We start from the raw sequence: 17,492 nt of genomic DNA, 5'->3' as shown, positions 1-17,492 counted from the left end.
CATCACTTAATGCACCTCAAGATTCAGATTCAAACAAGATAATCGCGCCATGAGCCACCCATAAAACATATGAGGTAAATCCAGCCACGTAAAAGAAACGGGAGGTAAAACGCACACGCCCACCACGCCTGCACAAAATATTTGGCGAACTTATTACAGTTTGGTAACTCTACAAACGCCTACGCCAGGCCGCGCCAGTCCTAATGATCTCGCATGGATCGCAAGCTGTAACGAGTGATATATATTTCAGTGAATTACAGTAAATAGAATGATCTCAATATGATCTAATAAATTCAACATTATGATTTTAAAGGGAATTTATATTTTACGTCCGATCAAACGCAAAGCGGCAGGCATTTACAAGAATAAACGTAATCACGCGCTAAGCCAGACGCCGCAAGGGATTGCGCAAAGTTGAGGGGAAATTTTGATACTGTAAAAACGGGTGAGAAACTCACTTTGATCTCGGACAGAAAACCAACAACAGCAGCCAGAACGGCCACCAGGTAAAATGCAAAACCCAAACTTTAACCGCATACCATCAGGCAAAACAAAGCCCCGCAAGCGGGGCTGATTTACCAGGCGTGGTCAACATGTGGTCACTGATATTTTTTTACGTTTAATATTCAATAAGATACATGCATATCACTGACATCAACGGGTGTCACCTCATCTCCTACGTTAGCCAACACATCGGCAAATGGCAATTCAACTTGCTCTCCGGATGAAGAAATAATTACTTTCTCGGGTAATGATATCCATTGTAGCGAGCCACCGACCTGTTCGGCGACCTCACGGGCAGACCTGGCCAGGTAAGCTCCCTGCTGAATCAACCAATGAACGCCCTCACTGGTTGCACTGCCCAATGGCCCCGGTAAGGCAAAAACATCTCTCCCTTGCTCCATAGCATAGCGGGCAGTAATCAAAGAGCCACTTTTCAGTGTAGCTTCGACCACCAACACTGCGGAGCTTAACCCACTGATAATACGATTTCTTCTGGGGAAATGAGTGGCAACAGGTAATGCTGTTGTCAGAAACTCGGAGACTAGCACCCCGCCGTGATGCTCAATTTCTCGCGCTAATTGGCTGTGGCGACGTGGGTATATGTTTTCCAGCCCGCTACCTAATACCGCAATGGTTTTTCCTTTAGTATTCAAGGCCGACTTGTGGCATATCCCATCAATCCCCATAGCCAAGCCACTGGTGATAACTAACCCAGTAAGAGCCAGTTCTGAGGCAAAATGTCGCCCCCAATGTTCGCCATAATGACTAAAATGACGACTCCCCACCATGGCAACTTGTGGTTGATAAAGAACATCAAGTTCACCAGCGGCAAAAATGATCAATGGAGGGGAGGAAATATGAGTCAAACGTGGCGGATAACCTGGTTCGCCATAAGCCAGTAAATGGTGAGAGGGGTGATCCAGCCAGGTCAATGTGGCATCAATATAGTGAGGCTCCACCTGAGTAAATTGCTGACATTGCTGCGGTTCTAACCCATAGGCAGCTAATCTACCGAGGTGAACATCACCACTGGCAAGTAACCTTCTGACCAAGGCACTGCCTTTTATTGTTCCAAGCCCTTTGACCTGGCTCATCCTGAGCCATAATTCCGCCGCTAACATAACTCCTCCCTGGCTGGCTTTCTAAGCTGACACCAATTTGTTCAATTGGTAGACGATGCTGTCAATCAAGGCCGGAAATGTCTAGAATAAGGATTGAATATCATTCACTACTCGGACGCAGATCTAGATATTTATGTCAGTATTACAAGTATTACATTACCCAGACGAGCGGCTGCGCAAAATTGCAGCGCCGGTAAAAGAAGTCAATGGTGAAATCCAGCGTATCGTGGACGACATGTTCGAAACGATGTACGCAGAGGAAGGTATTGGCCTTGCTGCAACACAAGTGGATGTTCACCTGCAAATTATTGTCATTGATGTTTCGGAAAATCGTGACCAGCGTTTAGTGTTGATTAACCCTGAACTGTTGGAAAAAAGCGGTGAAACCGGCATTGAAGAAGGTTGCTTATCCATTCCTGAGCAACGTGCATTGGTTCCTCGAGCTGAAAAAGTCAAAATCAGAGCATTAGATCGTGACGGAAAACCGTTCGAGCTAGAAGCTGATGATTTGTTGGCAATTTGCATTCAGCATGAAATGGACCACTTGGTTGGTAAACTGTTTGTGGACTATTTATCACCACTGAAACGTCAGCGTATCCGCCAAAAGCTGGAGAAAATGGCCAAGCTGAATGCTCGTGCCAACTAACCCCTTTTAATTCAGGAAACCAATGTGTCTGATTCTTTGCGGATTATTTTTGCCGGAACTCCTGACTTTGCAGCGCGCCATTTAGGCGCGCTGTTGTCTTCTCAACATCAGATAGTTGGTGTTTTCACTCAACCAGACCGCCCGGCTGGTCGAGGGAATAAACTCACCCCTAGCCCAGTTAAGGTCTTAGCCGAACAACACGATATTCCTGTTTTTCAGCCAAAATCATTGCGGCCAGAAGAGAATCAGCACCTGGTTGCCGATCTTAATGCAGATATTATGGTGGTGGTCGCCTACGGCTTAATTCTCCCTGCATCTGTTTTGGCCATGCCACGATTAGGTTGTATTAATGTGCACGGTTCTCTGTTGCCGCGCTGGCGCGGTGCTGCGCCAATCCAACGTTCATTATGGGCTGGCGATGCAAAAACTGGTGTGACAATCATGCAAATGGATGTCGGGCTAGATACCGGTGATATGCTGCATAAAATTGAGTGTGATATTCAGCCAGAAGATACCAGTGCAACGCTCTACGATAAGTTGGCGCAACTTGGTCCTCAGGGCTTGTTGGTAACATTACAACAGTTGGCCGAAGGCACTGCACAGCCCGAAGTTCAAGATGAAGCGCAAGTTACCTATGCAGAAAAACTCAGCAAAGAGGAAGCCAAATTAGATTGGTCGCTTTCTGCTGTCCAGTTAGAGCGTTGTATTCGTGCTTTCAATCCTTGGCCAGTCAGCTATTTCGTTGTTGATGAACAACCCATCAAAGTTTGGCAAGCACAAGTGCTCGCAACTGTTGATAATGCAGCACCTGGTACAATCATTCATGCCGATAAGCATGGCATCCAGGTCGCAACCGCAGATGGCGTTTTGAATATCACGCAACTGCAACCGGCCGGGAAGAAAGCTATGTCCGCTGCTGACTTGCTAAATTCACGGCGCGAATGGTTTACACCCGGTAACCAGCTAGCATAATAGCCCAGCAGCTACAGCTATATACCCAACAGGTATAGGTTTCATCGCCCGATACATCATCATCGGGCCACTTTCCCTTTATTTGCTGACGTTTGTCGGCTTTTTTGGTTATGAAAAACACATATAATCTCCGCAGCATAGCTGCCAAAGCAATTAGCCAGGTACTGGATCAGGGGCAATCGCTCAGCACCGTTTTACCTGGGCTACATAAAAGTATTTCTGATAAAGATCGCGCATTGCTGCAGGAGTTGTGTTTTGGCACTTTGCGTGTCCTCCCACAGCTCGAGTGGTGTATCCAGCAGTTAATGGCACGCCCAATGACCGGTAAGCAGCGTGTTTTTCATTATCTGATTATGGTTGGGCTTTATCAGCTGATATACACGCGTATTCCGCCTCATGCGGCACTGGCGGAAACTGTCGAGGGTGCAACCGCACTCAAACGCCCGCAGTTAAAAGGGCTAATCAATGGCGTACTGCGTCAATTCCAGCGTCAACAAGTGGAATTACTGGAACGGGCTGCAAATAACGATAGCCACTATCTTCATCCGAGCTGGTTATTGGCACGAATTAAGCTGGCCTATCCTGACCAATGGCAACAGATCCTGGATGCAAATAACCAGAAACCACCAATGTGGCTGCGCGTAAGCCGACTACACCATTCACGCAATGAATACCTTGAGCTATTGAAGCAAGCCAATATTGAAGCTCTGCCTCATGACTTTTACCCTGATGCAGTTCGCCTTATCACACCTTGCGCCGTCAGTGATCTCCCCGGCTTTGAACTTGGCTGGGTAACGGTGCAAGATGCATCAGCACAAGGCTGTGTTGATCTGCTTGATCCACAAGATGGTGAGCAGATCCTCGATTTGTGTGCTGCCCCGGGGGGTAAAACAACCCATATTCTGGAAGCTGCGCCAAAGGCTCATGTATTAGCTGTCGATATAGACGAACAGCGCCTCAGCCGGGTTAAAGAAAACTTACAACGCCTGAAATTACATGCAGACGTGCGAGTCGGCGATGGCCGAACACCAGATGAATGGTGCGGTGATCAACAATTCGATCGAATCCTGTTAGATGCCCCTTGCTCCGCAACCGGTGTTATTCGCCGGCACCCAGATATCAAATGGTTGCGTCGAGACAGTGATATCGCCGAGTTAGCCCAACTTCAATCTGAGATAATTGAAGCTATCTGGCCTAAACTGAAAAAAGGTGGCGTAATGGTTTATGCTACCTGTTCTATATTGCCCGAAGAGAATCAGCAGCAGATCGCCACTTTCCTGCAACGCCACAGTGAAGCAGACTTGGTCGAAACCGGCACAGTTTCAGCGCCTGGCAGGCAAAATTTGCCACATCCTGAGGATGGTGATGGTTTTTATTATGCAAAGTTGATCAAAAGATAGTCGTGGCCTTTGCTGCCTCAAACCTAATTTCAGTGTGAAACAGAGAACGCTATGAAAATAATCATTCTTGGGGCGGGGCAAGTTGGCGGCACCCTGGCAGAAAATCTGGTGGGTGAGAACAACGATATTACCGTAGTGGATGTCGATTCTGGCCGGTTGCGTCAGTTACAAGATAAATTTGATCTGCGAGTCGTGCAAGGGCATGGTTCGCACCCGCGAATTTTACGAGAAGCCGGGGCAGAAGATGCCGATATGTTGGTTGCAGTAACGAATTCTGATGAAACCAATATGGTTGCCTGCCAAATAGCTTACTCGCTATTTAACACACCAAATCGTATCGCTCGCATCCGTTCAGCTGAATATATTCGTGAAGCAGACAAATTATTTCTACCGGAAGCGGTTCCTATTGACCATTTAATATCACCCGAACAGCTAGTTATAGATTACATCTATAAACTGATCGAATATCCAGGCGCGTTACAAGTAGTTAATTTTGCCGAAGGTAAAGTCAGTATCGCTGCGGTCAAGGCCTATTACGGCGGGCCATTAGTCGGAAATGCATTATCATCTTTACGTGAACATATGCCGCATATTGATACCCGAGTTGCGGCTATATTTCGTCAAGACCGGCCAATCCGTCCCCAGGGTTCTACAATTATTGAAGCTGGTGATGAAGTTTTCTTTGTTGCCGCCTCGCAGCATATCCGGGCCGTAATGAGTGAACTGCAACGGTTGGAAAAACCCTATAAACGCATCATGATTGTCGGCGGTGGGAACGTTGGGGCAGGCTTGGCGCTACGATTAGAAAAAGACTATAGCGTAAAATTAATCGAGCGAGATCAGCAACGTGCTGCCGAATTGGCAGAGATGCTGCACGACACAATCGTATTTTATGGCGATGCATCAGATCAGGAATTATTAGCAGAAGAGCATATTGAACAGGTTGATGTCTTTATTGCCATTACTAATGATGATGAAGCTAATATTATGTCTGCCATGCTCGCAAAACGCATGGGAGCTAAAAAGGCAATGGTATTAATCCAGCGTAGTGCGTATGTCGATCTGGTTCAGGGAAGTGTTATTGATATTGTTATATCGCCACAACAAGCCACTATTTCCGCGCTGTTAGGTCACGTCCGTAAAGCCGATATCGTTAGCGTATCATCATTGAGACGCGGTGTTGCTGAAGCGATAGAAGCCATTGCTCATGGTGATGAAACCACATCAAAAGTAGTCGGCCGAATGGTCGAAGATATAAAGCTGCCACCAGGTACAACTATTGGGGCGATTGTTCGCGGCGACGAAGTTATCATTGCTAATAGCAACTCTGTTATTAAACAGGGGGATCATGTTGTAATGTTTATTACCCACAAAAAATTTGTCCCCGATGTGGAACGGTTGTTCCAACCTAGCCCATTCTTCTTGTAATCAAAGCCGATTAAATTAAAACTATTCCGATAGAGAATAAAAAAGTTTCCTATAATTATGGCTGTATTCCGTTTTATTTAGCTAAACTTAAGTAGTTCATTTTAAAGGGGGTGTTGGTTATGAGTTTTATGAAGGAATTTCGTGAATTTGCCATGCGTGGCAATGTGGTCGACCTGGCTGTCGGGGTAATTATTGGTGCTGCATTTGGTAGAATTGTTTCTTCACTTGTTGCCGATATCATAATGCCACCATTAGGTTTATTACTCGGTGGGGTCGATTTCAAACAATTCCATTTCGTATTACGTGCAGCCGAAGGAAATATCCCTGCCGTTGTAATGAATTACGGTAGTTTTATTCAGAGTATTTTTGATTTTGTCATCGTCGCGCTGGCTATTTTCTCTGCCGTGAAACTGATGAACAAATTACGCCGTGAAAAAGCGGAAGAACCTGCAGCACCGCCAGCACCAACAACAGAAGAAAAACTGCTCGCAGAGATTCGTGATTTACTGAAAGCACAACAGCCAAAATAACTACAGCCTTATTTAACGTCAAAAGCCATCAAATGATGGCTTTTTTATTAGTTTCAAATCGAGAAGGCCAGTGGTAATAAATCTATTGATTGCTTACCACTGGCCTCCCAGTTACCACCTTTTGCGTGTTTTTCTTTACGCTGATAGCTTCCTTTGCCTTTAACATTCTTTTCAATACGTTGCCTGAAAAGAGGATCATGGAGTAGAGCTTCCAGCGCGTTGTCCTTAATTTTTCCTTTGGTATGCCGATATGTCGTCATAGAAGTGCCTCACTAAAGAAATATTGATTAAAAATCCCACGAATAATACTGTTTGTTTGAACTGATTAAAACTATCCATCTAAAAAATTTAATTTCTGGCTAACTCTTCAGCAGCCCCCTGCTCCAATGCCTCCAAAATTGAGCAATAAGTCGTAGCATGCGTACTACCACAACATGCATCACTAAGCCGTTTTAGTGACTCGCGCATCCTTTTTAACTCTGTAATTTTACTTTCTACATCGAGTAACCGAGAATCTACAATAGCTTTAGATTCCTGGCAGGTATGATGTTCAGGATCGACGCGAATAGACAATAACTCAGCAATTGTTTCTAATGTAAAACCAAGCTGCTTTGCATAACGGATAAAGCGCAAACGCTGCAAATCTTGTTCAGTATAAAGTCTGTAGCCACCTTCAGTCCGTTCACCATGATCCATCATGCCTTGTTTTTCATAATAGCGAATAGTGTCTGGCGTTACGTCAGCAAGTTTAGCGATTTGCCCAATCTTTAACATCCGTTATTCCCCTTTAGACAGTTTATATGTCACTTTATGCCGATATTCTTGATGCAAAAAGTCTGTGCTAAGGCCAGCCTGCTTTAATCTTAACTCTAATAAAGCTAATCGTTTATGTAAACTCTCATAGTCATCATGCTGTTTGTCGAGATGTGACAACAAATCAGTGATAGTGAGAGCTTCCTGCCTATCCTGTAATTCGGGAGGAAGGTATCCCGCATTCTTCAGTAATCTATATCCAGCCCTTAACTCCGCTGGAATGAAAGTATCATCATCAAGTATTAATGGCTGACCTTGCCCAGGTAAATTATCGAGCTCACCTTTTTCTTGAGCACTGATAATGTGTCTTTCAGCCCATTCGTCAATCAATCCCATATCCCCTCCCAAAGATCAGAGTCCACAAACTGGAATGACAGTTAAGATTAATGGATTGGCAGATAAATAATAAGAGGAGAGAGGAAAGATACGAGGGCTAGATGCTTATCTTGCTGAATTATGGACGTAAAAAAACCGGGCAAGCCCGGTTTTTTTACGCGTTTACAGATTACTCTGCAGCAACTACTTCTGCTTGCGATGCAGCACGATCAACTAACTCGATGTAAGCCATCGGTGCGTTGTCGCCTGCACGGAAGCCACACTTCAGAATGCGAGTGTAACCACCGGCGCGGCTCGCGAAACGCGGGCCTAGCTCGTTAAACAGTTTTGCCACGATCTCGTTATCACGAGTACGGGCGAATGCCAGACGACGATTAGCTACGCTGTCGGTCTTGGCAAGAGTAATCAGCGGCTCAACAACGCGACGCAGCTCTTTCGCTTTCGGCAGGGTCGTCTTGATTATCTCATGACGAACCAAAGAGCCGGCCATGTTACGGAACATAGCCTGGCGATGGCTGCTGTTACGGTTCAGTTGACGACCACTCTTACGATGGCGCATGACCTTATCCTTCTCAGTAAAACCTTAACCTGTGATCCGGTTACTCGTTATCAGCAATGCTAGCCGGTGGCCAATTTTCTAGGCGCATGCCTAAAGAAAGACCACGTGATGCGAGCACGTCTTTAATCTCAGTAAGAGATTTTTTACCCAGGTTAGGCGTTTTCAGCAACTCAACCTCGGTACGCTGTACCAGATCACCGATGTAGTGGATAGCTTCTGCCTTGAGGCAGTTAGCAGAGCGGACAGTCAATTCCAGATCGTCAACAGGGCGCAGCAGGATCGGATCAAACTCTGGCTTCTCTTCTTTAACTTCCGGCTGACGTACATCGCGTAGGTCAACGAAAGCTTCAAGCTGTTCAGCCAAGATAGTTGCCGCACGGCGGATCGCCTCTTCAGGATCGATCGTGCCATTGGTTTCCATCTCGATAACCAACTTGTCCAGGTCGGTACGCTGTTCTACACGCGCTGCTTCAACATTGTAGGCAATACGCTCTACAGGGCTATAGCATGCGTCTACTAACAGACGACCAATCGGGCGCTCATCTTCTTCCGAATGAATTCGGGCAGAAGCCGGCACATAACCCCGACCACGTTGAACTTTGATACGCATACTAATAGATGCGTTCTCATCGGTCAGGTGGCAGATAACGTGCTGCGGCTTGACGATTTCGACATCACCATCATGGGTGATATCGGCTGCAGTCACAGGGCCAATGCCAGACTTATTCAGGGTAAGAATAACTTCATCTTTACCCTGAACTCTCACCGCCAGCCCTTTCAGGTTGAGCAGGATCTCCAGGATATCTTCCTGTACGCCTTCTTTGGTGCTGTACTCATGCAGTACACCATCAATCTCAACCTCGGTCACCGCGCAACCCGGCATAGATGAAAGCAGAATACGGCGCAGTGCGTTGCCGAGAGTATGGCCAAAGCCACGCTCTAACGGCTCAAGGGTCACCTTGGCGTGCGTCGAACTGACTTGCTCGATATCTACCAGGCGCGGTTTTAGAAACTCTGTCACAGAACCCTGCATTGTGTCCTCTCTTTGGTACTAAGCTTTACTTAGAGTAAAGCTCGACGATCAGGTGTTCGTTAATGTCCGCAGACAGATCAGTACGTTCAGGAATACGTTTGAACACACCTTCCATCTTGACAGCATCAACTTCCAGCCAAGTCGGCTTTTCACGCTGCTCAGCCAGCTCCAAAGCTGCCTTAACACGAGACTGCTTTTTAGCTTTCTCACGGATGCTGACTACGTCATTCGGAGATACCTGATAAGAAGCGATGTTAACAACGCGACCATTTACCATGATAGCTTTATGACTAACCAGCTGACGTGATTCAGCACGAGTTGCGCCAAAGCCCATACGGTAAACTACGTTATCCAGACGGCCTTCCAGCAATTGCAACAGGTTTGCACCTGTGTTGCCTTTCAGACGTGCTGCTTCTTTATAGTAGTTACGGAATTGACGTTCTAGAACACCATAGATACGGCGAACTTTTTGTTTCTCACGTAACTGCACACCGTAGTCAGACAGACGCGGTTTACGCGCACCGTGCTGGCCAGGTGGTTGTTCAATCTTACACTTGGTGTCAATCGCGCGAACGCCAGACTTAAGGAACAGGTCTGTGCCCTCACGACGGCTCAGCTTGAGCTTAGGACCCAAATATCTTGCCATTTTCTCTCTCCAACAAACCTAAAAGCAGCGTTATACGCGGCGCTTTTTCGGCGGACGACAACCGTTATGAGGGATCGGAGTCACATCAGTAATATTAGTGATGCGGAAACCAGCCGCGTTTAACGCACGGATAGTAGACTCACGGCCCGGACCAGGTCCTTTAACCATAACTTCCAGATTCTTGATACCGTATTCTTTCACTGCGTCAGCGCAGCGCTCTGCTGCAACTTGCGCTGCAAACGGAGTAGACTTACGAGATCCACGGAAACCGGAACCACCTGCTGTTGCCCAACCCAATGCGTTACCTTGACGATCTGTAATAGTAACGATGGTGTTGTTGAAAGAAGCATGGATATGAGCCACACCGTCAGAGACTGTCTTTCTTACACGCTTGCGTGCACGAATAGGTGCCTTTGCCATTATTCAATCACCCCGATTATTTCTTGATCGGTTTACGCGGACCCTTACGGGTACGTGCGTTGGTCTTAGTACGCTGACCGCGAACTGGTAGACCACGACGATGACGCAAACCACGATAAGTCCCAAGGTCCATCAGACGCTTGATGCTCAGGGTCACCTCACGACGCAGATCACCTTCTACAACGTACTTGGCAACTTCGTCACGCAGCTTCTCGATTTGCTCTTCAGACAGCTCACTGATCTTAACATGTTCAGCAATGCCCGCAGCTACACAGATAGCCTGTGAACGGGTCTTACCGATGCCGTAGATCGCAGTTAAAGCGATAACGGTATGTTTCTGATCAGGAATGTTAATGCCTGCTATACGGGCCACTATGCACTCCTACTATTTTATACAGCAATACCATTCTGAAAAGCCCGTTTTCAGGATACTCAAATAGCATTGCAGTCACATACAAAAGATTGGCTGGCTAATCTAGCCAGCTCAACCCAACTTTGCAAGAAAAATATGCAAGATAAATCAGCCTTGACGCTGTTTATGCTTTGGTTCGGCACTGCAGATTACGCGAACGACACCGTTACGCTTAACAATTTTGCAGTTACGACATAATTTCTTGACGGAAGCACGAACTTTCATTTTTACTCTCCGTAACTTCTCAAACATCCCTGAATCAGCGGTTATAGCCTTTCAGGTTTGCTTTCTTCAATGCAGACTCATATTGACTAGACATCATCAGAGTTTGCACTTGAGCCATAAAGTCCATGATGACCACCACTACGATAAGTAGGGAGGTACCACCAAAGTAAAATGGTACTTTCATCGCGTCACGCATGAACTCCGGGATCAGGCAGATGAAAGTAATATACATCGCACCAATTAAGGTTAGACGCGTCATTACTTTATCGATGTACTTCGCCGTTTGCTCTCCCGGACGAATTCCTGGCACGAATGCACCGGACTTCTTCAGGTTATCTGCTGTTTCACGCGGGTTAAACACCAACGCCGTGTAGAAGAAACAGAAGAAGATGATTGCAGACGCATAGAGTAACACATAAAGCGGCTGTCCCGGCTGCAAATACATCGAAATAGTCGTCAGCCAGTTCCAACCTGTCCCGCCCCCAAACCATGATGCAATCGTGGCAGGGAACAGAATTATGCTGGAAGCAAAAATTGCAGGGATAACCCCAGCCATATTCACTTTCAACGGTAAGTGTGTGCTCTGTGCTGCATAAACACGACGACCTTGTTGACGTTTAGCATAGTTAACGACGATACGACGCTGACCACGTTCAATGAAAACAACGAAGAAGGTTACTGCAAACACTAATACTGCAACCAACAGCAACAGGAGGAAGTGCAGGTCGCCTTGCCGAGCTTGCTCGATGGTATGGGCTATTGCAGGTGGAAGACCGGCAACAATACCAGCAAAGATTATGATTGAAATACCGTTACCGATACCACGCTCAGTAATCTGTTCGCCAAGCCACATTAGGAACATAGTCCCTGTGACCAAGCTAACAACAGCGGTAAAATAGAAAGCAAAGCCTGGATTGATTACCAGACCTTGCATCCCAGGCATATTCGGTAGACCGGTAGCAATACCGATCGATTGGAATATAGCCAATACCAACGTGCCATAGCGGGTGTACTGACTAATCTTACGACGGCCAGCCTCCCCTTCTTTCTTTATTTCTGCTAACGCTGGATGAACCACCGTCAGCAGTTGGATAATAATCGACGCCGAAATATACGGCATGATACCCAAGGCAAAGATAGAAGCACGACTGAGAGCACCACCAGAGAACATGTTAAACATTTCAATGATGGTCCCTCTCTGCTGCTCGAGCAATTTAGCAAGCACAGTGGCATCGATACCAGGAATCGGAATAAAAGAGCCGATACGGAAAACAATAAGCGCTCCGATAACAAACAAAAGTCTGCGCTTCAGTTCGCCTAATCCGCCTTTAGCACTTTGAAAATCTAATCCTGGTTGCTTAGCCATCTGCTACTTATTCCTCAATTTTACCGCCAGCAGCTTCGATAGCAGCACGAGCGCCTTTGGTGACACGCAGACCACGAAGAGTTACCGCACGAGTGATTTCGCCAGAAAGCATAACTTTCGCGAACTCAATCTGGGTACCAACAACGTTAGCGGCTTTCAGCGTGTTCAGGTCGATTACGTCGCCTTCCACTAAAGCCAGTTCAGACAGACGAACTTCTGCCGTGATCATAGCTTTGCGAGAGGTGAAGCCGAATTTCGGCAAACGACGATATAAAGGCATCTGACCACCTTCAAAACCACGACGTACGCCACCACCAGAACGCGAGTTCTGACCTTTGTGACCACGACCAGCAGTTTTACCCAGGCCAGAACCAATACCACGACCTACACGCTTCGGCGCATGCTTGGCACCTTCAGCCGGAGACAGAGTATTTAAACGCATCTGTTACTCCTCAACTTTAACCATGTAGGAAACCAAGTTGACCATACCACGTACAGCAGGAGTATCCTCACGCTCTACAGTATGACCAATACGACGCAGACCTAAACCGATCAGAGTTGCCTTATGTTTCGGCAAACGACCGATACTGCTTTTTGTTTGAGTTACTTTAATAGTCTTTGCCATGGTTATTTCCCTAGAATTTCTTCGACGGACTTACCACGCTTAGCAGCGACCATTTCTGGGGATTTCATATCTTCTAAAGCAGCAATAGTTGCACGAACCACGTTGATCGGGTTAGTAGAACCATATGCTTTAGCTAAAACGTTATGAACCCCTGCAACTTCCAAGACGGCGCGCATTGCACCACCGGCGATGATACCGGTACCTTCAGAAGCTGGTTGCATGAATACACGGGAACCTGTGTGAGCACCTTTAACAGGGTGCTGCAGAGTACCGTTATCCAACGCAACATTAATCATAGCGCGACGGGCTTTTTCCATCGCTTTCTGGATCGCTGCCGGAACTTCGCGTGCTTTGCCGTAGCCAAAACCAACGCGACCGTTACCATCACCAACTACTGTCAGTGCGGTAAAGCTGAAAATACGGCCACCTTTTACGGTTTTAGATACGCGGTTTACCGCGATCAGCTTTTCCTGCAGTTCGCCAGCTTGTTTTTCGATGTGAGACATCTTACACCTCTACCTTAGAACTGAAGGCCAGCTTCACGGGCAGCATCTGCCAGTGCCTGGACTCGACCATGATATTGGAAACCGGAACGGTCAAAGGATACTTTCGTGATCCCTTTTTCCAATGCGCGCTCTGCAACAGCTTTACCTACAGCTGCGGCGGCATCTTTGTTGCCGGCGTACTTCAATTGCTCATTGATAGCTTTTTCTACAGTAGAAGCTGCTACCAAAATTTCAGAACCGTTTGGTGCGATAACCTGCGCGTAAATATGGCGTGGGGTACGATGTACCACCAGGCGAGTCGCACCCAGTTCTTTGAGCTTGCGGCGTGCGCGGGTCGCACGACGGATACGAGCTGCTTTCTTATCCATAGTGTTACCTTACTTCTTCTTAGCCTCTTTGGTACGCACGACTTCGTCGGCGTAACGGACACCCTTGCCTTTATAAGGCTCAGGACGACGGTAGGCACGTAAATCTGCTGCAACCTGACCGATCACCTGCTTATCAGCGCCTTTCAGCACGATTTCAGTTTGGGTCGGACATTCAGCAGTGATGCCAGCCGGCAATTCATGGTCAACTGGATGAGAGAAGCCTAAAGCTAAATTCACCACGTTGCCTTTAACTGCGGCACGGTAACCTACACCTACCAATTGAAGCTTCTTAGTGAAGCCTTCGGTAACACCAATGACCATTGCATTAAGCAGTGCACGAGTGGTACCCGCTTGGGCCCAACCGTCTACAGCGCCTTCGCGTGGAGCGAAAGTCAGTGTATTTTCTTCTTGCTTAACTTCAACAGCACTATGGACGGTACGAGTCAGCTCGCCGTTCTTACCCTTAATCGAAATAACCTGACCGTTGAGTTTTACCTCTACGCCGGCAGGAATGACGACGGGTGCTTTTGCAACACGAGACATTCTTTCCTCCCGAATTAAGCTACGTAGCAGATAATCTCGCCACCAAGACCAGCTTGGCGAGCTGCACGATCGGTCATAACACCTTTAGAGGTAGAAATAACAGCGATACCCAAACCGGCCATAACTTTTGGCAGCTCATCTTTTTTCTTATAGATGCGCAGACCTGGACGGCTGATACGTTGAATGCTTTCTACCACTGCCTTACCCTGGAAGTACTTAAGTGCTAATTCCAGAACAGGCTTGGTGTCGCCTTCGACTTTAAAATCTTCAATAAAACCTTCTTCCTTCAGAACGTTGGCAATTGCCACTTTCAGCTTGGAGGAAGGCATGGTGACCGCGACTTTGTTTGCGGATTGACCGTTACGGATACGGGTCAGCATATCCGCGATCGGATCTTGCATGCTCATCTGTCTTTACTCCCGTGATTCAATTGGTGACAATTACCAGCTAGCCTTTTTAAGGCCCGGGATTTCACCGCGCATTGCGGTTTCACGGACTTTAATACGGCTCAACCCGAACTTCCGCAAGAAACCATGCGGACGACCAGTTTGGTTGCAGCGGTTACGCTGACGGGACGGGCTGGAATCACGCGGCAGAGACTGCAGCTTCAGAACAGCATTCCAACGTTCTTCGTCGGATGAGTTCACACCAGAGATAATAGCTTTTAATTCCTCGCGTTGAGCGCGGTATTTGTTAGCTAGTTTCACGCGAACGACTTCGCGTGCTTTCATTGATTGCTTAGCCATCAGTAACCCTACCTTACTTGCGGAATGGGAATTTAAAAGCAGCCAATAATGCACGGCCTTCATCATCGGATTTCGCAGTAGTGGTAATGGTAATATCCAAACCACGTACACGATCGACTTTATCGTAGTCGATTTCCGGGAAGATGATCTGCTCGCGCACACCCATGCTGTAGTTACCACGACCATCGAATGACTTAGCGGACAAGCCACGGAAGTCACGGATACGAGGTACAGCAATGGTAATCAGACGCTCAAAGAATTCCCACATGCGTTCGCCACGCAGGGTTACTTTACAGCCGATCGGATAGCCCTGACGGATTTTGAAGCCTGCAACAGATTTGCGTGCTTTGGTGATAAACGGCTTTTGGCCGGAGATTGCTGCCAAGTCAGCTGCTGCGTTATCCAGCAGTTTCTTGTCAGCGATCGCTTCACCAACACCCATGTTCAGGGTGATCTTCTCGACCCGAGGGACTTGCATGACAGAGTTGTAGCCAAACTGAGACATCAGTTGTTTGACTACCTCGTCTTTGTAGTAATCATGCAGTTTCGCCATCGTATTACTCCAAATTACTTGATAGTTTCGCCATTAGATTTAAAGAAACGGACTTTTTTGCCGTCTTCGAATCTAAAGCCTACACGGTCAGCCTTACCAGTTGCCGCGTTGAACAGCGCAATGTTGGAAACTTGAATTGCAGCTTCTTTTTCAACAATGCCACCTGGTTGGTTCAGGGCCGGAACCGGCTTCTGATGTTTTTTAACCAGGTTGATACCTTCAACAATGACCTTACTAGCAGACAGGACATTCTTTACTTTACCGCGCTTACCTTTGTCTTTCCCGGTTAGCACGATAACTTCGTCATCACGACGGATTTTCGCTGCCATGGTTCGCTCCTTAGAGTACTTCTGGTGCCAGAGAGATAATTTTCATGAACTTCTCATTACGCAGTTCACGAGTTACCGGCCCAAAAATACGCGTGCCGATTGGCTGCTCGCTGTTATTATTTAAAATAACGCAAGCGTTGCCATCGAAGCGAATGACAGAACCGTCCGGGCGACGTACACCCTTCTTGGTGCGCACCACTACCGCCTTCAGAACATCGCCTTTCTTAACCTTGCCACGAGGAATTGCTTCCTTGATGGTGATCTTGATGATGTCGCCGATGCCTGCGTAGCGACGGTGCGAGCCACCTAGAACCTTGATACACATTACGCGACGTGCACCGGAGTTGTCGGCCACGTTCAGCATAGTCTGTTCTTGGATCATGTTAGTGCTCCGCTAATGTCAACTACTACTTTAGGACCCAGAATAGGTCGTTTAAAAGCCCCATGAATGAGGGCGCAGCATTATAACACCGCTTCCAAATTATGGGTAGAAAAAATAAACGGCCCACTTTCTGAGCCGTTTATTATGTTCGAGTTGGCTACTCTATTACAGAATCGCTTTCTCTACAACGCGAACAAGTGTCCAAGACTTAGTCTTTGACAATGGACGGCATTCGCGGATTTCTACCACGTCACCGATTCCACATTCATTGTTCTCGTCATGTACATGCAATTTCGTCGTACGACGGATGAATTTCCCATAAATTGGGTGCTTCACCACACGTTCGATAGCAACAACCATGGATTTCTCCATTTTGTCACTAACTACGCGACCTTGCAGAGTACGGATTTGGTCAGTCATTACGCACCCGCCTTTTCAGTCAGTAAAGTCTTAACACGTGCGATATTACGACGCACTTGCTTCGACAGGTGAGTTTGTTGCAGCTGGCCACTAGCCGCCTGCATGCGCAAATTAAATTGCTCACGCAGCAGGTTGAGCAGCTCAGTGTTCAGCTCTTCAACGCTTTTTTCACGCAGCTCTTGTGCTTTCATTACATCACCGTCTTAGTTACAAAGGTGGTTCCTACAGGCAGTTTCGCTGCTGCGAGCTTAAATGCTTCGCGAGCAGTTTCTTCCGGCACACCAGCCATTTCAAATAAAACTTTTCCTGGCTGGATCAGGGCAACCCAATACTCTACGTTACCCTTACCTTTACCCATACGTACTTCGAGCGGCTTCTCGGTGATCGGTTTGTCCGGGAATACACGGATCCAGACCTTACCTTGACGCTTAATTGCACGTGTCATCGCACGACGGGCTGCTTCGATTTGACGAGCCGTCAGGCGGCAACGGCCACAAGCTTTCAGGCCGAACTCACCGAAGCTAACATCCGTACCTTGCGCAAGGCCACGGTTACGGCCTTTGTGCATCTTACGGAATTTTGTACGCTTTGGTTGTAACATCAGCGATT

General features: G+C 47.2%; 28 protein-coding genes and 1 pseudogene. 5 read left to right on the top strand and 24 right to left on the bottom strand.

Annotated elements, in window-relative coordinates:
• Positions 1 to 650: 650 nt before the first annotated feature.
• Positions 651 to 1,625 (bottom strand): annotated as a pseudogene (gene dprA / locus FTB31_RS13490) (DNA-protecting protein DprA); the annotation flags it as partial.
• Positions 1,626 to 1,758: 133 nt separating this feature from the next.
• Here dprA and def point away from each other — a divergent pair.
• From def to mscL, 5 genes are all read left to right on the top strand, one after another.
• Positions 1,759 to 2,271: a peptide deformylase gene (def, locus tag FTB31_RS13485; protein ID WP_004709217.1), complete on the top strand. Its 513-nt coding sequence runs from the start codon at positions 1,759 to 1,761 to the stop codon at positions 2,269 to 2,271.
• Positions 2,272 to 2,295: 24 nt separating this feature from the next.
• The gene (gene fmt, locus FTB31_RS13480; protein ID WP_050076781.1) at positions 2,296 to 3,243 is read left to right on the top strand and encodes a methionyl-tRNA formyltransferase; all 948 of its coding nucleotides are present in this window, start codon (positions 2,296 to 2,298) and stop codon (positions 3,241 to 3,243) included.
• 110 nt (positions 3,244 to 3,353) lie between these two features.
• The gene (gene rsmB / locus FTB31_RS13475) at positions 3,354 to 4,643 is read left to right on the top strand and encodes a 16S rRNA (cytosine(967)-C(5))-methyltransferase RsmB (protein ID WP_227731453.1); all 1,290 of its coding nucleotides are present in this window, start codon (positions 3,354 to 3,356) and stop codon (positions 4,641 to 4,643) included.
• Positions 4,644 to 4,694: 51 nt separating this feature from the next.
• Positions 4,695 to 6,071, top strand: coding sequence for a Trk system potassium transporter TrkA (gene trkA, locus FTB31_RS13470; protein ID WP_050076779.1), 1,377 nt, complete (start codon positions 4,695 to 4,697; stop codon positions 6,069 to 6,071).
• A gap of 119 nt (positions 6,072 to 6,190) precedes the next feature.
• Complete coding sequence (gene mscL, locus FTB31_RS13465; RefSeq protein ID WP_050076778.1) at positions 6,191 to 6,601, top strand: large-conductance mechanosensitive channel protein MscL; 411 nt, start codon at positions 6,191 to 6,193, stop codon at positions 6,599 to 6,601.
• A gap of 53 nt (positions 6,602 to 6,654) precedes the next feature.
• On the opposite strand, the gene FTB31_RS13460 is transcribed toward mscL, so the two are convergent.
• The 23 genes from FTB31_RS13460 to rplP form a co-directional block, all read right to left on the bottom strand.
• Entirely contained in the window at positions 6,655 to 6,861 is a 207-nt protein-coding gene (locus FTB31_RS13460) for an alternative ribosome-rescue factor A (protein WP_046051817.1), read from the bottom strand.
• Between the two features lie 88 nt (positions 6,862 to 6,949).
• Positions 6,950 to 7,375: a Zn(2+)-responsive transcriptional regulator gene (zntR, locus tag FTB31_RS13455; protein ID WP_019081500.1), complete on the bottom strand. Its 426-nt coding sequence runs from the start codon at positions 7,373 to 7,375 to the stop codon at positions 6,950 to 6,952.
• A 3-nt stretch (positions 7,376 to 7,378) separates the two neighbouring features.
• The gene (locus FTB31_RS13450) at positions 7,379 to 7,750 is read right to left on the bottom strand and encodes a DnaJ family domain-containing protein (protein ID WP_227731452.1); all 372 of its coding nucleotides are present in this window, start codon (positions 7,748 to 7,750) and stop codon (positions 7,379 to 7,381) included.
• 169 nt (positions 7,751 to 7,919) lie between these two features.
• The gene (gene rplQ, locus FTB31_RS13445; RefSeq protein WP_004391407.1) at positions 7,920 to 8,309 is read right to left on the bottom strand and encodes a 50S ribosomal protein L17; all 390 of its coding nucleotides are present in this window, start codon (positions 8,307 to 8,309) and stop codon (positions 7,920 to 7,922) included.
• Positions 8,310 to 8,349: 40 nt separating this feature from the next.
• On the bottom strand, positions 8,350 to 9,342 hold the full coding sequence (locus FTB31_RS13440; protein WP_004709232.1) for a DNA-directed RNA polymerase subunit alpha: 993 nt from the start codon (positions 9,340 to 9,342) through the stop codon (positions 8,350 to 8,352).
• 25 nt (positions 9,343 to 9,367) lie between these two features.
• Positions 9,368 to 9,988, bottom strand: coding sequence for a 30S ribosomal protein S4 (gene rpsD / locus FTB31_RS13435; RefSeq protein WP_002218949.1), 621 nt, complete (start codon positions 9,986 to 9,988; stop codon positions 9,368 to 9,370).
• Positions 9,989 to 10,018: 30 nt separating this feature from the next.
• A complete protein-coding gene (gene rpsK / locus FTB31_RS13430; RefSeq protein ID WP_004709234.1) occupies positions 10,019 to 10,408 on the bottom strand; it encodes a 30S ribosomal protein S11 in 390 nt (129 codons plus the stop codon).
• A 16-nt stretch (positions 10,409 to 10,424) separates the two neighbouring features.
• Complete coding sequence (gene rpsM, locus FTB31_RS13425) at positions 10,425 to 10,781, bottom strand: 30S ribosomal protein S13 (RefSeq protein WP_050076776.1); 357 nt, start codon at positions 10,779 to 10,781, stop codon at positions 10,425 to 10,427.
• 147 nt (positions 10,782 to 10,928) lie between these two features.
• Positions 10,929 to 11,045, bottom strand: coding sequence for a 50S ribosomal protein L36 (gene rpmJ / locus FTB31_RS13420; RefSeq protein ID WP_002227352.1), 117 nt, complete (start codon positions 11,043 to 11,045; stop codon positions 10,929 to 10,931).
• Positions 11,046 to 11,079: 34 nt separating this feature from the next.
• Positions 11,080 to 12,411 carry a preprotein translocase subunit SecY gene (secY, locus tag FTB31_RS13415; protein ID WP_002213344.1) on the bottom strand — a complete coding sequence of 444 codons (1,332 nt, stop codon included), beginning with the start codon at positions 12,409 to 12,411 and terminating at the stop codon, positions 11,080 to 11,082.
• Positions 12,412 to 12,418: 7 nt separating this feature from the next.
• Complete coding sequence (gene rplO / locus FTB31_RS13410; RefSeq protein WP_004391411.1) at positions 12,419 to 12,853, bottom strand: 50S ribosomal protein L15; 435 nt, start codon at positions 12,851 to 12,853, stop codon at positions 12,419 to 12,421.
• Between the two features lie 3 nt (positions 12,854 to 12,856).
• Positions 12,857 to 13,036: a 50S ribosomal protein L30 gene (rpmD, locus tag FTB31_RS13405; RefSeq protein WP_002213339.1), complete on the bottom strand. Its 180-nt coding sequence runs from the start codon at positions 13,034 to 13,036 to the stop codon at positions 12,857 to 12,859.
• Between the two features lie 2 nt (positions 13,037 to 13,038).
• The gene (rpsE, locus tag FTB31_RS13400) at positions 13,039 to 13,542 is read right to left on the bottom strand and encodes a 30S ribosomal protein S5 (RefSeq protein ID WP_004391412.1); all 504 of its coding nucleotides are present in this window, start codon (positions 13,540 to 13,542) and stop codon (positions 13,039 to 13,041) included.
• 14 nt (positions 13,543 to 13,556) lie between these two features.
• Positions 13,557 to 13,910 carry a 50S ribosomal protein L18 gene (gene rplR, locus FTB31_RS13395; protein ID WP_004391413.1) on the bottom strand — a complete coding sequence of 118 codons (354 nt, stop codon included), beginning with the start codon at positions 13,908 to 13,910 and terminating at the stop codon, positions 13,557 to 13,559.
• 9 nt (positions 13,911 to 13,919) lie between these two features.
• Positions 13,920 to 14,453, bottom strand: a complete 534-nt coding sequence (gene rplF / locus FTB31_RS13390) for a 50S ribosomal protein L6 (protein ID WP_005159860.1) — start codon at positions 14,451 to 14,453, stop codon at positions 13,920 to 13,922.
• A 14-nt stretch (positions 14,454 to 14,467) separates the two neighbouring features.
• Positions 14,468 to 14,860: a 30S ribosomal protein S8 gene (rpsH, locus tag FTB31_RS13385; protein WP_005159858.1), complete on the bottom strand. Its 393-nt coding sequence runs from the start codon at positions 14,858 to 14,860 to the stop codon at positions 14,468 to 14,470.
• A gap of 33 nt (positions 14,861 to 14,893) precedes the next feature.
• Entirely contained in the window at positions 14,894 to 15,199 is a 306-nt protein-coding gene (gene rpsN / locus FTB31_RS13380) for a 30S ribosomal protein S14 (protein WP_050076775.1), read from the bottom strand.
• A gap of 13 nt (positions 15,200 to 15,212) precedes the next feature.
• Positions 15,213 to 15,752: a 50S ribosomal protein L5 gene (gene rplE, locus FTB31_RS13375; RefSeq protein ID WP_004391419.1), complete on the bottom strand. Its 540-nt coding sequence runs from the start codon at positions 15,750 to 15,752 to the stop codon at positions 15,213 to 15,215.
• A gap of 14 nt (positions 15,753 to 15,766) precedes the next feature.
• Positions 15,767 to 16,081 (bottom strand): 50S ribosomal protein L24, encoded by a 315-nt coding sequence (rplX, locus tag FTB31_RS13370; protein ID WP_050076774.1) that lies wholly within the window; start codon positions 16,079 to 16,081, stop codon positions 15,767 to 15,769.
• Positions 16,082 to 16,091: 10 nt separating this feature from the next.
• Entirely contained in the window at positions 16,092 to 16,463 is a 372-nt protein-coding gene (rplN, locus tag FTB31_RS13365; protein WP_002213325.1) for a 50S ribosomal protein L14, read from the bottom strand.
• Positions 16,464 to 16,628: 165 nt separating this feature from the next.
• Complete coding sequence (gene rpsQ, locus FTB31_RS13360) at positions 16,629 to 16,883, bottom strand: 30S ribosomal protein S17 (RefSeq protein WP_002228135.1); 255 nt, start codon at positions 16,881 to 16,883, stop codon at positions 16,629 to 16,631.
• Positions 16,883 to 17,074: a 50S ribosomal protein L29 gene (rpmC, locus tag FTB31_RS13355; protein WP_005159843.1), complete on the bottom strand. Its 192-nt coding sequence runs from the start codon at positions 17,072 to 17,074 to the stop codon at positions 16,883 to 16,885. Before rpmC ends, rpsQ begins: the two co-directional genes overlap by 1 nt.
• Positions 17,074 to 17,484: a 50S ribosomal protein L16 gene (rplP, locus tag FTB31_RS13350; RefSeq protein ID WP_002218940.1), complete on the bottom strand. Its 411-nt coding sequence runs from the start codon at positions 17,482 to 17,484 to the stop codon at positions 17,074 to 17,076. The genes rpmC and rplP overlap by 1 nt, the downstream gene beginning before the upstream one ends.
• Between the last annotated feature and the right edge of the window lie 8 nt (positions 17,485 to 17,492).

This window comes from Yersinia proxima (assembly GCF_902170785.1).
Lineage (GTDB): Bacteria > Pseudomonadota > Gammaproteobacteria > Enterobacterales > Enterobacteriaceae > Yersinia > Yersinia proxima.
Note: the sequence above shows the minus strand (reverse complement) of the source record. Positions and strands in the feature narration are given on the sequence as shown.